General features: G+C 66.2%; 11 protein-coding genes. 3 read left to right on the top strand and 8 right to left on the bottom strand.

What is annotated here, in order from left to right; all coding sequences use genetic code 11:
• Nucleotides 1-69: 69 nt before the first annotated feature.
• From NNY25_RS09720 to NNY25_RS09710, 3 genes are all read right to left on the bottom strand, one after another.
• Entirely contained in the window at nt 70-1383 is a 1314-nt protein-coding gene (locus NNY25_RS09720; RefSeq protein WP_265571169.1) for a surface lipoprotein assembly modifier, read from the bottom strand.
• Nucleotides 1384-1391: 8 nt separating this feature from the next.
• Entirely contained in the window at nt 1392-2291 is a 900-nt protein-coding gene (locus tag NNY25_RS09715; protein ID WP_265571168.1) for a HupA family protein, read from the bottom strand.
• Between the two features lie 107 nt (nt 2292-2398).
• Entirely contained in the window at nt 2399-3319 is a 921-nt protein-coding gene (locus NNY25_RS09710) for a hypothetical protein (RefSeq protein WP_265571167.1), read from the bottom strand.
• Nucleotides 3320-3421: 102 nt separating this feature from the next.
• Between NNY25_RS09710 and NNY25_RS09705 the strand changes: the two genes are divergently transcribed.
• A complete protein-coding gene (locus NNY25_RS09705) occupies nt 3422-4957 on the top strand; it encodes a winged helix-turn-helix domain-containing protein (protein ID WP_265571166.1) in 1536 nt (511 codons plus the stop codon).
• Here the strand turns inward: NNY25_RS09705 and NNY25_RS09700 are convergent.
• Nucleotides 4945-6948 carry a TonB-dependent receptor gene (locus NNY25_RS09700; RefSeq protein ID WP_265571165.1) on the bottom strand — a complete coding sequence of 668 codons (2004 nt, stop codon included), beginning with the start codon at nt 6946-6948 and terminating at the stop codon, nt 4945-4947. The genes NNY25_RS09705 and NNY25_RS09700 overlap by 13 nt on opposite strands.
• A gap of 65 nt (nt 6949-7013) precedes the next feature.
• On the bottom strand, nt 7014-7556 hold the full coding sequence (gene thpR, locus NNY25_RS09695) for an RNA 2',3'-cyclic phosphodiesterase (RefSeq protein ID WP_265571164.1): 543 nt from the start codon (nt 7554-7556) through the stop codon (nt 7014-7016).
• Between the two features lie 209 nt (nt 7557-7765).
• Here thpR and NNY25_RS09690 point away from each other — a divergent pair, with 209 nt between their 5' ends.
• Together NNY25_RS09690 and NNY25_RS09685 are read left to right on the top strand one after the other, a co-directional pair.
• On the top strand, nt 7766-8500 hold the full coding sequence (locus NNY25_RS09690; RefSeq protein WP_265571163.1) for a Bax inhibitor-1/YccA family protein: 735 nt from the start codon (nt 7766-7768) through the stop codon (nt 8498-8500).
• 148 nt (nt 8501-8648) lie between these two features.
• Nucleotides 8649-9614, top strand: coding sequence for an aspartyl protease family protein (locus NNY25_RS09685; protein ID WP_265571161.1), 966 nt, complete (start codon nt 8649-8651; stop codon nt 9612-9614).
• On the opposite strand, the gene NNY25_RS09680 is transcribed toward NNY25_RS09685, so the two are convergent.
• The 3 genes from NNY25_RS09680 to NNY25_RS09670 all read right to left on the bottom strand — a co-directional run bounded on the left by NNY25_RS09680 (nt 9611) and on the right by NNY25_RS09670 (nt 13680).
• Entirely contained in the window at nt 9611-10237 is a 627-nt protein-coding gene (locus NNY25_RS09680; RefSeq protein WP_265571160.1) for a glutathione S-transferase family protein, read from the bottom strand. The genes NNY25_RS09685 and NNY25_RS09680 overlap by 4 nt on opposite strands.
• Nucleotides 10234-11964, bottom strand: a complete 1731-nt coding sequence (locus NNY25_RS09675) for a M1 family metallopeptidase (RefSeq protein ID WP_265571159.1) — start codon at nt 11962-11964, stop codon at nt 10234-10236. Before NNY25_RS09675 ends, NNY25_RS09680 begins: the two co-directional genes overlap by 4 nt.
• 63 nt (nt 11965-12027) lie before the next feature.
• Nucleotides 12028-13680, bottom strand: a complete 1653-nt coding sequence (locus tag NNY25_RS09670; RefSeq protein ID WP_265571158.1) for a M20/M25/M40 family metallo-hydrolase — start codon at nt 13678-13680, stop codon at nt 12028-12030.
• Nucleotides 13681-13715: the final 35 nt, after the last annotated feature.

Genomic DNA, 13715 nt, shown 5'->3' with positions numbered 1-13715 from the left:
TCGCGCAAGGCGTCATTGAAGCGAACGGTTCTGGCGGCAGATGGGTTGCGGGCGGCAGGAATTCAAGCGTCAGAAGGCGCGGGCTAGCCCGAATTCGGCGCGGGTACGGCGGTAGTCATAAAAGGCGATGGTACTCGCATTGCGGTCGTTCGAGACGCGCACGAAAGGCGCCATGCCGAACAGGTCGAGTTGGCGAAACACCGCGCCGAGCTCGACTCGGCGGCCCTTGTCGCGGCGCTTGTCGGGAAACAGCGACAGTCGCTCGTCGGTCACCAGCCCGCTCAGCGACATGGACGCAGTCAGCGTCGTGCGGCCCCAGTCGCGCCACGCGAAGGCGCGCGCCTGCCACGACCAGTTCGAATAGCCCGGGTCGGCCAGGGCTGCACGTTCACCGCCAAGTGACAGGCCGATGCCGGTCACCGGGTTTAGCGCCTTTTCGAGCGAGGCGTTCAGCCCGTAGCGTTTGCCATCCTCCAGCGCATTGCGCTTGTTGTCGACGCCGACCAGGCTCGCCCCGAGCCCGCCGTGCAGTGTTCGCGACAGTGGATGCTGGCCCATCACCCCGATGCGCCAATAGTCGCGCACCGGTTCGCCCCCGAGCCACTGCCTGCCCAGCCCGCCTTCGAGCGCCAGCCGCGTGCGGCCGAGCTGGAGCCGCGGTCCTGCCCCCATGTCGAGCGCGTAGTTGGAAAAGTCGGACTTGCGGTAGAGGTTGGCGCTGGTCGCGGCCGTGCCGACGAGCCGCGCCGATCCCCCGAGGCCGACCTGTGCCTGGACGTTGCCGCGCAATGCCACCCCGATGCCGCTGCGTTCCTTCGATTCCTCGGTGATCGAGAAGTCGCCGATAACCGTGTCGAGCGTGTCGAGGCGGGTCGCGCCATTGACGTTGCTGTCGGGTGCGAAGGCGAACTCGAACCGGCCGAGGAAGGGCTGGCGCGCACGCAGCCCGTCCGTCATCCGGTCGACCATACGCGCGATCTGCGGCGGGAGCCCCGCGGCCTGAGCAGCGCGCAGTTCGCGAAGGGCCGCGTCCTCGTCGCCAATCTCGACCAGCATCGAGGCGAGGCCGAGCCGCGCCTCGAGGAAACCGGGGTCGTCGTCGAGCAGGCGGCGCAGGTGCAGCGCGGCTTCGCTCGTCTGGCCCGCTTCGCGCGCCATGACGGCGAGGCGGAAACGGGCAGCCTTGCGGACCGCCGGCTCGGGATCGGCAAGCAGCGCCTCGTAGATTGTCTCGGCCTGGCCCGTCCGTCCTGCCTGCTCGACTTCCAGCCCCAGCCGCAGCAACGACTGGGCATCCGTGCGGACCTGTCTGGACGACGGCGCGGTATCGACCGGCATGATCGTCGGCGGGGCCGAACTCGCAAGAACCAGCGCAAACAGCATCGCGAACTCTACTGCTTCTTGCCGTTGAACACGCCGTAGGCCGTCAGGAGGTCGGACGTGTAGGTGTCGCGGAACTGGAATTCGAACTGCCCGATCAGTTCCGCGGCCCCGGTGCCCGTGAATGCGCCGTTGAAGGTGCCGGCCAGGTTGGTCGACTTGTCCTTGAGCCCGCCGGAAAAGGTCGTCGATCCGGTCGAGTAGACCGTGTTCACGAAGTCGTACGTGCCGATGAAGTAGCCATCCCAGGCGTCGTACGCGCTCACCTCCATCGCGCCGGAGAGGCTCCCGGCACCGAAATTGAACAAGAAGTCGGCGGTGCCCCCGATATAGCCGCCACCCACGGCCAGTCCGGTCACGTTCGCAGCATAGGTCGCCGAACCTGTGACGGGCATGTCGCTGGCAAGGGTCGGGACGCCGAATACCAGATATCCGGCACTCTGGTCGTTGGCCGACAGGTAAGCGATCGTGCTGTACTCCAGGTTCTGATAGGTCAGGAGCGGCTTTTCGACATAGAGTTCCACGTTCTGTCGCTCGGTCGGGGCGGCCGGGTTGGCCAGGGTTCCGTACCAGCTCGTGTCGTAGTCCTCGTCGACGTAGAAGCCCCCCGATCCGTGATAGGGCAGCTCGACGATGTAGGCGCCTTGTGCCGCATCGTAGTGCACCGAGACGTCGTCGGAGACGTCGGCGCCTCCGGTCTTCCAGCGAATGTCGTACCCGAAGGCTGCGAGATCGGTCGACTTGTCGAGGGAGAAGACGTCCGCGAATGTCCCGACATCCGAGGGCGGCGGCGGCGGCGGGGCGGGAGTAGGGAGCACGCGACCGACCTGACCGGTGCCGCCGCTTCCTCCGCCACAGCCCGTCACGGCCAGGCAACCCGTCAGCCAAACGATGGTTCTTAGATGCTTCATCACTTCCTCCCACACTCGCAGTCACATGATGCGTGTTGCCTGAGACGTTCGGCGGGCCGCGCCGTCGGTTGAATGATGATCCGCCGATGATTTGCCGAGGGCGCGGCTTACGGACCGCTGATGTCGAACCCGACGAAGCCGCCGCCCATCTTGTAGGTGTTGCCGTTGTCAGGGTTGCGGAAGTCCGCCTGCCAGTTGCCCATGACGTTAATGCCGGCCCCGGAGAAGAAGCCGCTGAAGACGCCGGTCAGGCCGTTGGCGTCGTTCCTGAGCTTGCCGGAGAAATCGACGCTTCCGAACGAATAGACCGTGTTGACGAAGTCGTACGTGCCCAGCGGGATAAGGTCCCCTGCGCCCCCCGTGCTGAGGAGTTGGGGGGCGAGATGGCCAGTGAGCGTTCCTTCGGTGACGTCGAAATACATGTCGCCATTGCCGAAGACGAGATCGTAATACGGGTCTTCGGTGACGCCCGCGAGATCGAGCGCGAAGTGCGCGCTTCCATGCGGCAGGACTTGCGAGGGAAGGGCGCGCACTCCGATCGCAAAGGCGCCATAGTCGTCATAGTCGCTGTCGGAATAGAGGGCGATCGTGCTGCAGGGGCACCAGGACGAATCCGGCATGGTCTTGAACTGAATTCCGACACCCTCGCTGGTGCCGACATTGACGCCGCCGGAGCGCCATTCGTCGTTCATCTGGAAGCCCTGGTAATTGCCGGGCGAATGGTCGGGCAGCTCGATGCGATAGGTCTTCGCGCTCGCGTCGTAACTGACCTTGAACTCGCCTTCGACAAGCTTGCCGGAATTGTCGAGATAGTAGCCGGCGGCATCGAACTCGATGTCCTTCGTGCTGCTCGTTTCCATGATGTTGTCGAGCTCGGCCTGCGTCGGCGCGGGGGCCGGCGCGGGTTCGGGTGTCGGCGCCACCGGTGCCCGCGGAGTCGACGCGACCCCCGACCCCGATCCGCCGCCACACGAGGCGAGTGCCAGCGCCGAGGCGGCGACCAGCAATTTTCCCATCATCCCCATCATCGTCACTCCTTCGTGTTTCGTCGGCTCATCTTGCCCGTGAGGAGCCGATGGCCCATGATGATGGGCTGACGAACTGGTGACGGTCGTGCGTAAGGGGGTGTGATGCTGCGTCCCGCGGATCTCGTGGAAGAAGCCGACTTCGGGTTCGGACCGCTCGTCGTCAGTCCGTCGCGGCGCCTGGTCATCGCGCACGAGGAACAGCGCGCCGTCGAACCGCGCGTAATGCAGGTGCTCGTCCTCCTTGCAAGGGACGCGGGCAAGGTCGTCAGCAGGCAGGAATTGTTCGAACAGGTATGGGGCGGGGTCGCCGTCGGCGACGACAGTCTCAACCGCGCGGTCTCGGGGGTCCGCAAGGCGCTCGACCTTGCGCCGGGTGCCTTCGATCTCGAGACCGTGCCGCGCACCGGTTACCGGCTGTCGGTCATCGGGGAAGGGCCCACCTCGCCGCAGCCGCTCGGCGATGACGATGCGGAAACCGGCTACGACCGCCGCTGGCTCCTGTTCGGTGGCCCGGCGGCGCTGGCGGTCGTCGCAGGGGGAACTTGGTTCGCGTCACGCGAACGCGCGCCGTCTCCCGAGGCGCAGCGCGCGATCGAACGCGGGCTCGACGTATTGCGCAGGGCCATGCCCGGCACCGAAGATCGCGCGATCGAGGCCTTTACCGAAGCCGCCAGGATCGACGATCGCAGTGCACGCGCGTGGGGGCTCCTGGCGATGGCCTATCGCATGCAGGTCGAGAATGGCGGGCCCGACAAGGTGACCCTCGCGCTCGAGGCCGCTCAGCGCGCTGCGCGCCGTGCGCTCCAGCTCGACGACAAGGAGGGAAATGCGCGCGTCGCGCTGGCAACGCTGCGCCCGGAATATGGCGACTGGCTTTCGCAAGAAAAGGCGTTGCTCCGCGTCCTCGACGATCACCCTGACAATTTCTTCGCCCACAATTCCTTGGCCCTGCTCTTCCAGTCGGTCGGTCGGGTGAGCGACGGGTTCGAACATAACGAGATCGCCCTCTCGCTCGATCCGCTCAGCGTCACCCCACACTATAGAGGCGCGCTCAAGCACTGGATCCTCGGCGACAACGGAAAAGCGGAACAGGTGATGACCCGTTCGCTCTCGCTGTGGCCCAACCACCCGATCTTCTGGCACTCGAGGCTCATCATCCTCGCCTTCAGCGGCAGGGCGAGGGAAGCACTCGACTTCCTCCACACCTATCCAGTGCCCGCAAACGTCAAGAACAAGCCGCACTGGGAACTGCTCCTGCTGGCGTTGATCGACGGTGGACAGGCCAGCAGCGAGCGCGCGCGCGACGCTATACTCTCGCAGGTTGGCTTCGGCATGTCCTACGCGTCGTTTTCCGTCATGGGCCTGTCGAGCCTCGGCTATCTCGATGATGCGCTCGACGTGTGCAACGCCTACTATCTCGGTCGTGGCCCTTATGCGGGCAAGGTCCAGACGAAGACCCGCGCAGAGACGATCAACGACATGGGCTGGCGGCGCACGATGATGCTGTTCACCCCGGGCTGCGTGGCGCTGCGCGGGGACCCGCGATTCATGACGCTGATGGCCGGCATGGGGCTAGTCGACTACTGGAAAAAGACGGGGACGCGCCCCGACGCCTTCCTGTTCGCTCAGAAGTCGTAATCGAGCGCCACACCCACCTCGCGCGGGTCGTGGGCGAAGGCGTAGTCTGACGCGTAGTAATATTTGAGCGCGAAGCGGTCGAAGAGATTGCGCGCGAAGACGCTCAGCCGCGCCTTGCCGAAGCGCCGCTCCGCCCGCACGTCGACGAACACCACGCCTCCGACGCGCAGCTCGGGCGTATTCTCGTCGTCGCTGTAATAGCCGCTCGACCCGCGCAGCGTCGCCGACAGGCGCCAGCGTTGGGTCGGCGCAAAGGCGAGCGTGGTGTTGCCGCTGAAGGCCGGTGTCCGCGCGAGCTTTCCGTCCACCGCGACGCGGTCGATCCCGCCATTGTCGACGATCCGGCTGGTTAGCATACCGATCGCCGCCGTCCACTCCAGCCGCGGCGACAGCCGGTAGCCGAATTCGGCCTCGAGCCCGCCGATCCTCGCCTCGGGAACGTTGACGACCTCCGACACGAAGATCGGCGGGACGTCGGGGATCGCGAGCGCTTCGGTGAGCGGACGCTGATAGTCCTCGATCCAGTAGCGGAAGAGGTTGAACTGAACGCGACCGCGACCGTTCGCGAACCGGCCGCGTGCGTAGATCTCTGCGTCGAGCAATTTCTCCCCGCCGAACAGTCCGTCATCGCCGATGATGAGCGGGACGCTCGCGCCGGGAGGCGTCGAGGCGCGCTGGACGAGCAATCCGATGCGCCAGTCCGGATCGAGGTCGTAGTCGAGCGTCAGGCGGGGCTGCCAGCTCATGGTCTTGAGGTCCGCGTCGACCCCGAGCGACGCGGCTTCCGGCGCGAAGCTTCCGACCCGTAGCTGGCGATCGCGCTGGCGCCGGGCGGCGAGCGTCATGCCCAGCCGGCTCGTCAACTGCTGGCCGAGTTCGACATAGGCACCGCTGGCAGTCCTCTTGTCCGCGAACGTGCCGAAACCCACCGCGCGGCTGAGGTCGATGCGCTGGTCCTTGCGCTGGTCGAGATGGTGCGCGCCGAATGCGAGCGACGTGCGGTTCCACTGCCGCTCCACACGCGTCTCGATCGACCAGTCGTCGGCAAAGGTGAGCGTCTCCCCGAAGCGAGGCGGGGCGTGCCGCTGGATCCGCGACCAGCCGCGCGTCGCGATGACGAGCCCGCGCCATCCGCCACCGAGCGCGCCGTCATATTCCGCGCTCAGCGCATCGACGCGGGTGCGGAACACGCCGCCCGATCCGCGCTCGTCGCGACGTTCTTCGAACGGCGGTCGGATCCCGGCCCCCTGCGGTGACAGGCCCTCGCTGTGCGCGTAGGTCAGCCGGAACGCCCCCGCGATCCCGTTCGGTTTGACCAGGAGTTTGGCGCGTGCGATGCGCGAGCGTTCCTCGTTGGGCGATGCGCCGACCTGGATCGGGTTGGAGTAGAGCGAAGGTTCCCCGTCGCGCCATTCCCCCGACAGGCGCAGCGCCGCAACCTCGTCGGCGATCGGAAGCGAGACAGCGATGGCGCCGCTCAGCGTGTCATGGGTCGAGCCCATGGCCCGCGCGCTTCCTTCCCACCGGAACCGCGGATCGCGCGTCGTGACGTAGATCGCGCCGCCTGCCGTCGGGCGGCCCTGCGCGACGATCTGCGGCGAACGGAACATTTCAACCTGCGCGACGTCCCACAGCGGCATCGCGCCGAAGACGAGTTCGGCATAATCGGATTCGCGTCCGTCGATCTGGAGGGTCGTCCGCGGGAGCACGCCGGCGATGAAGGCAGTGAGGTCGCGCATCGGGCCGGTGCCGTCCAGTCCGCGCACTGCCGGGGCGATGCCTTCCGAGCCTTCCTGGACGTTGGGGACGATGGCGACGAGCGTTTCGACGCGATCGACGAGCGCATCGTCGACCTGCTCGTTGGAGAAGACGGCGACGCTCGATGCGGTCTCGCGCACCGTGCGACGCGACCGCTCTCCCGTGACGACGATTTCAGGCTCGACCGGCGGACCGCCGGCCTGCATCGCCATCAGGGCCAACGCACTCAACATCAACGCCAATCTCCCCCGAGCGGGCTTAACTTATATCAATTCGATGGGGCCTGCGAACGGATTCGTCACGATGCGGAGACAAAGCGGATTTCGCGGATGGCCTCGTAGCTCGGCCCGTGCCGCCCGAGCCGGCTCTCGAACAGGGTGAAACGATCTACTGTTACCGGCGCGCAGGTGAGGCCCGCGTGACGCGCGGCCCAACCGCGCGCATCGATCGCGCCGCCCGACCAGCGCGCCAGCGTGACGTGGGGAAGAAACGCGCGCCGCTCGGGTTCGAGGCCGAGGCGCACCAGCATCCGGTCGAGCTTCGCATGGAGCGGCTGCAGGGCCGCTTTCGGTACGATCCGCGCCCACAGCGCGCCATGTCGACGATGATCGAAGATGCCAACGCCGTCGACCGCGATGGTCGGGGACGGCACGACACACCCCGCAAGCGCGTCGGCGATTTCGTTGGCGAGGGGACGTTCGACCGGCCCGATGAATCGCAGCGTGCAATGCAGTTGTTCTTCGGGCACCCAGCGCAGGCCCTCGGGATCGCCGTCCATCGCATCGAGCAGCGCATCGACGAGCGCGGGCGGCAACGGGAGGGCGACGAAAAGACGGTGCATGTCCGGCATCTAGCATGCTCGCCAAGGCAATAGAAATTAAACTATAGCTTAAATATCACGCCCAGAAAATTAAACTATAAATTAAATTACCATTCCTTTTCTCGGGGTTGTGCGATGGCGAGCGATCGTCCTTGAAAATTTGTCGTCCGGCACCGATATTGCCTCTCGTAACAGAGGGCGAAAGAACGTCTTCGGACGAAGGAGTGACAATGCAGAACCAGTTCGACGAACGCACGGGCACGCAGGGCTTCGACCCCGCCGTTTCCGTCGGCGTACCGCGCGCCGCGCGCGATGCGGGCCTGAGGAGCTACATGCTCAAGGTCTACAACTACATGGCATCGGGCGTGCTGCTGACCGGCATCGTCGCGATGCTGTTCGCCTCGAGCGGCATGGCCGCGCAGGTCATGGTCACCCCGCTGCGCTGGCTGATCATCCTCTCGCCGTTGGCCATCGTCTTCGCGATGAGCTTCGGCATGAACCGCATGAAGACGTCGACGCTGCAGATGCTATTCTGGGCGTTCGCGGGGCTCATGGGCCTGTCCATGTCGACCATCTTCCTGGTCTTCACCGGCGTGTCGATCGCGCAGACCTTCTTCGCGGTGACCGCGGCCTTCATGGGTCTGTCGCTCTACGGCTACACGACCAAGAAGGACCTGTCGGGCTTCGGCACCTTCCTGGTGATGGGCGTGGTCGGCCTGCTGGTCGCGATGCTCATCAACCTGTTCCTGCAGTCGAGCACCTTCCACCTCGTCATCTCGGCGATCGGTGTGCTCATCTTCGCGGGCCTGACCGCCTACGATACGCAGAAGATCAAGAGCATCTACTTCCACGTCGCCGGCACCGACATGATGGGCAAGGCGATCATCATGGGTGCGCTCAGCCTCTATCTGGACTTCATCAACATGTTCCAGTTCCTGCTGAGCTTCATGGGCAGCCGCGACTAGTCGTACGCTCATGCGAGACTTCGAGGGCCCGGGGGGAAACTCCCGGGCCCTTTTCGTTGGCGCGGCGCGGCCTTCCGCCGCCCTTCGTGGAATGTTACTTTGTCGAGGCGACGATACAGGGGTAGACTGACGGTTCAGGAGACTGCCCATGACCATGACCGCGGCATTCGCGTATCTGGGAGCCCTTTTGGCGAGCGCATCGGATCCGCCCGCCTATGACAGCCAGACGATCAAGGAGGCGATCGAGGACGGTCGCCTGCTCAAGTTCCAGGTCGATCCGCACGATCGCATGACGTTGCCCATCGAGGTGACGGGTGGCGAGACACTCGACTTCATGATCGACACGGGAGCGGAGCGCAGCGCGATCTCGGCCGAGGCGGCGCGGCTCCTGGGCTACGAGACGCTCGGCGAGAAGACGGTCGTGAGCTTTGCCGGGCGTGCCAGTGTGGAAACGGTCAACATCCCCTCCATCCGCGTATCGCGCCGCGTGCTCCACGACCTCGAGGCGCTGAAATTCCGCGAGGCCGCGATCGGCGCGGACGGGCTGCTCGGCATCGACAGTCTCGCCGACCAGTTCGTGACGTTCGATTTCGACGACCGGGAAATGCGGCTGGGCAAGGCGCCCAAGTTCCGCACCAAGGGGCGCCGCGACGAGGTCGTCGTCGACCTGGTCGAGCGCGACGGGCGCATGGTGATGTCCAACGCCCAGGTCGGCAAGACGCGGCTCGACGTGATGATCGACACCGGCAGCGGCATCTCGATCGGCAATCAGATGCTCAAGCGCGAACTGATGGCGTCGGGCAAGATCAAGCGCCTGCGCCGCCTCGCCATGCTGACCGTCACCGGCGAGATCGTGCCGATCGACTACGGGCTGCTGCGCGACGTCGAGATCGACGGCATCACGATCCTGCGCATGCCGATCGCCTTCGCGCTGTCCGAACCCTTCGAGGAGTTGGGGCTGGCCGACCGGCCGACCTTGCTGCTGGGCATGGACGTGCTGCGCTCGTTCAGCGAAATGAGCATCGACTTCCGCAACCGGCGGGCGCACTTCCGCGCCGCCAACGCGAGCCAGTACAAGCCCGGCGCGCTGTGGGGTTTCGTCGACCGCAACTAGCCGTTCGCCATCCCCATCTCCTGCGCCAGCGCCGCATCCTTCTCGCGCGCCCGCGCCAGCGCCTCGCGGCCCGACAGGCGCGCCGCATAGGCCTTGAAATGGTCGCGCTCGGGAAGCGTGCCGAACTGCAGGCCCCACAGGATGTGGCTGCCGACATAGACGTCCGCCATGGTGAACCGGTCGCCGGCCACGTAGGGCGCGGCGCCGAGATGCTGCTCGATCGTCCCGACGGCGGTCTCGAAGTTGCCGTAGCCGGCCATCCGGCCCTGCTCCTCGGTCGGGGCGAAGCCCATCGCCTTGTTGGTGATCGCCGCCTCGAGCGGACCCGCCGCGAAGAACAGCCAGCGAAGATAGGCGGCGCGTTCCTCATCGGTCGGCGCAAGTCCCGCGTCGGGAAACGCCTCGGCAAGATAGGCGCAGATCGCCGCGACCTCGGTCACCACCGCGCCGTCATGGACGATGGCGGGGACCTTCCCCATCGGGTTGATCAGGCGATAGGCGTCGCTCTTCATTTCCGGCCCGTAGGGGACGGGACGCGTCTCGTAGGCGCAGCCGATTTCCTCGAGCGCCCAGCGCACGATCGCCCCGCGCGAATGGGGATTGGTGTAGAAGGCAAGGCTCATGGGTGGCCTCCTTGTGTCGCCAGGTGGGTCTGGTAGGCGTGGATCGCATCCGAAAACTTCAGGACGCGGGCGTCTGGATCGAGAATGACGCGCGCCTCGGGCGAGGGCAAGCCCACGCGGTTCCAGCCCGGCCCCATCTCCACGGTGCGCCTCTCGCCGTTGACGCTGATCTCGACCGGCATCGGGAAGGGAATGTCGTCCGGCGTCTGCCATAGCAGCAAAAGGTCGCCACCTTGCCGCTCGCTGGCGAGGCGCGGCAGCTGGGCCTTTCGCAAATAGGCATCGAAGAACCAGCCCATGTCGCGGCCCGCTTCCTCGCTGACGATCTCGACGAACTCGTTTGTGGTGCCGAAGCGGGGGCGGAAATTGCCGGGCACTGGGTCGGGGCGGCCGTAGACTAGCCGGCGCGTGGCGGTCCAAAACGCGTCCTCGCCGATCAGCCCGCGCAGCGTGTGCAGTACCCAGCTCCCCTTGACGTAGATGTCCTGCCCGGGCCCCATTTCGGGGTTGTAGACTTCATCCTCGAGCCGGTGCTCGCCCGAGACGACGGGGAAGCGGTTCATGATCGTCTGGCGCTGCTTCCACATTGCAGACTGGTAGGCCGCCTCGCCGTCGCGCCACTTGAGGAAGGCGGGCTGCATGTAGGCGCCGAAACCCTCGTGCAGCCACATGTCGTCCCAGTCCTCGTTGGTCAGCTGGTTGCCGAACCATTCGTGCGCGAGCTCGTGCTGGAACAGCCAGTCAAACCCTTCGGGAATGGGCACGAACTTTTGCCCGTAGGCGTTGATCGTCTGGTGCTCCATGCCGAGGTGCGGGGTCTCGACCGCGGCGAGCTTCTCGTCGCCGAACGGGTAGGGGCCGACCGTCTCCTCGAAGAAATCGACGATCTCGGGCCAGGTCGAGAACAGCGCCTCGGCACCCTTCTTGTTGCCCGGCAAATACCAGAAATGAAGTGGAATCGTGTTGCCGTAGCGGCTCTCGTAGCTGCCGCTCAGTTCCTCGTAGGGCGCGATGTTGAGCGCGACGGCGTAATTGTTGGGCTCGCGCGTCTGCCAGTTCCACTGCACGCGGCCGCCCGGCAGCTCTTCCTTGCCCATGAAGCGACCGTTGGCGGGCGCTACCAGGCCCTCGGGCACGATGACGTGGAGCGCGAGCGTGCCGATCTCGACGAGGCTGTTGTCGAAGCAGGGCCAGAACAGGTCGCAGCCTTCGCCCTGCACCGCGGTCGCGATCCAGGGCGCACCGTCCGGCGTCTGCGACCAGACGAAGCCGCCGTCCCACGGTGCGCGCGCAGCGACGTGGGGCTTGCCTGAATAGTCGATGCGCAGGCTGAGGGCCTCGCCCGCCTCGTAGCGCCGGGGCAGGGGGACGCCGACCTGCCCGTCGGTGCGGGTAAAGTCAGTAATCCGCGCGCCGTCCGCTTCGATTACCGAGATGGCGAGCCGCTCGTCGAGGTCGAACTGGATCCGCTCGATCGGCTTGTCGATGCGCAGCGCCATCACCATCCGCCCCTCGATCGCCTTGTCGTCGGGGAAGACTTCGATGGTGAGATCGGCAGCGCGAAACGCGACCGATTGCTGCTCGGCGGTCAGTGGGCGACCGGTGGCGGCGGTCCCTTCGGCAAGCGGGGCAGGCGGGCGGTTGGCCAGCACGAGCCCGACGAGTACCAGCGCGACGATTGCCAGGATCGCCCAGGGCACCCAGTCGCTTCTGCCCGCCTTCGCCATGCCTCGTCCCCTGTCGTTCAACCGCGTGCGAGGCTGGCGACCGGGGCGCGAGGTGGCAATGGCTTATCGACGATCGGCGGCGCTTTCCTCGCGCACGGCGCGAAATTCGCTGCCCTCGGCCCAGTTCGGCCACAGCGGTTCGTTGGCAAGCCGCGTGCCGACGCGATGGAGTAGCAGCGCGTCCTGGGCGATGCCCTCGAAATTCCAGTCGGACGACCACTCGTCGTCCTGCTGGTGGTAGAGTCGGCTGACGTAATTGCTCGCCATCTGTTCGGCGCGTTCGACGCCGCCATCCTCAAGGTCCTGTCCGGCCTTGAAGCTGATCGCCGGAACGCCGGCCAGCGCGAACGCGAAATGGTCGGAGCGGAAGAAACCGCCGGCTTCCGGTCGCGGGTCGGGCGTGAAGCCCTTGCCCATCGCCTTGGCCTCGCCGACGAGCAGGTCGAGCAATTCGAGCCGCGCGGTGCCGCTGATCGAGAAGTCCCTCGCACGTCCGAACACGCCCTGGCTGTCGGTGTTGAGGACGCCCGCGGTCTTGGCGAGCGAATAGATCGGGTTGGCGACATAATATTTCGCGCCGAGCAGCCCCTTTTCCTCCGCGCCGACCGCCATGAACACGACCGAGCGCTTCTGCGGCCCCATCTGCGCGAAGGCACGCGCCTGTTCGATCAACATCGCGACGCCGGTCGCATTGTCGAGCGCGCCATTATAGATCGTGTCGCCTTCCGCGTTCGCGTCGCCCGTTCCCAGATGGTCGTAATGCGCGGTGTAGATGACCGTCTCGTCGGGGGCCTCGCTGCCGGTCAGGATGCCGACCACGTTCTTGGTGACGACCTCGTCGGTCTCGGCGAGCAAGGTCGCGTCGAGCGCGGCGCCGAGTTCCAGCGGTTGGAAGTCGCGGCGACGCGCGGCGGCCTTGGCTTTCTCGAGGCTAGTGCCCGCGGCCTTGAGCAGCCGGTCGGCAAGGTCGGCGTGCATCCACCCCTCGAGCCCGGCATGGGCGGCCTTGGGGTCCTCGCGCACGATGTCGAACGTCTGTTCGTTGCCGTTGGCGACCACGTTCCAGCCATAGGATGCGGGCGCGGTCTCGTGGATCACGAGGACGCCCGCGGCCCCGCGGCGCGCGGCTTCCTCGTACTTGTAGGTCCAGCGGCCGTAATAGGTCATTTCCTTGCCGCCGAAATCGCCTTCGCCGCCTTCGAAGTCGGGATCGTTGACGAGGACGAGGATCACTTTGCCCGCGACGTCGACATCCTTGAAGTCGTTCCAGTCGCGCTCGGGTGCAGTCGTGCCGTAGCCGACGAAAACCATCGGCACGTTCTCGAGCTGGACGTGCGCTTCGCCGTTGATCGGGGCGCGCACGGCGACGTCCTGGCCCTGGGCCAGTCCGACGCGCTCGCCGCCGATGGTCGCGGCGACGAGCGGTTCGTCGACCATGGTCGAGCGGGCGAGCACGACGTCCTGCGTGAAGCTACGCAGTCCGTGCTCGTCGAGGTCGCCGCCCGGCTCGAGGCCGGCGGCCGCGAACGCGCCCGAGATGTAGCCGACCGACAGATGCTCGCCCGGGGTCGCGGGCGCGCGGCCACCGAACGCGTCGGACGACAGCGTGCGCACGTGCGTCGAGAGACGGTCGGGATCGAACGAGGGATCGTGCGCGGTGGCGGGGGCGGTGGCGAGCGCCAGGAGGCTGGCGGCGGCTAGCAGGCGAGTGGTCAAGGCAGGCTCCAACAAACAGAAACGGCGCGACCATA

It is taken from the genome of Sphingomicrobium nitratireducens, from assembly GCF_026157035.1.
Taxonomy (GTDB): Bacteria; Pseudomonadota; Alphaproteobacteria; order Sphingomonadales; family Sphingomonadaceae; genus Sphingomicrobium; species Sphingomicrobium nitratireducens.
Note: the sequence above shows the minus strand (reverse complement) of the source record. Positions and strands in the feature narration are given on the sequence as shown.